Here is a 233-nt window from a genome sequence, read left to right as displayed (position 1 = left end):
ATAATCGGCTGTAACTGCTTTGTACGGGCGGTGAAGTCTTTACCTGCAATAAAGCTAAGCTTCCCCATAGTTAATTGCATGTTTTGATCTGCAGTTAGCATGGCCATTTTAACTGGCTGTAAATACTTCTCTTGATACGCGCCAGACAACCCCATTGCTTGGTATTGCTCACTTAAATAACCAACGGTTTTAACTTCACCTAAGGTAAGCGGGCCGCGTCCTTCAAAGTCATC

1 protein-coding gene is annotated in these 233 nt (G+C 43.8%); it reads right to left on the bottom strand.

Going from position 1 to position 233, the window contains the following annotated elements; genetic code table 11:
- Positions 1-233 (bottom strand): hypothetical protein (locus SB749_RS21025; RefSeq protein WP_410712029.1); only part of this gene is annotated, 233 nt, incomplete at both ends.

Origin of the sequence: Brevibacterium sp. SIMBA_078 (assembly GCF_046534565.1) — a bacterium.
Taxonomy (GTDB): domain Bacteria; phylum Actinomycetota; class Actinomycetes; order Actinomycetales; family Brevibacteriaceae; genus Brevibacterium.
Note: the sequence above shows the minus strand (reverse complement) of the source record. Positions and strands in the feature narration are given on the sequence as shown.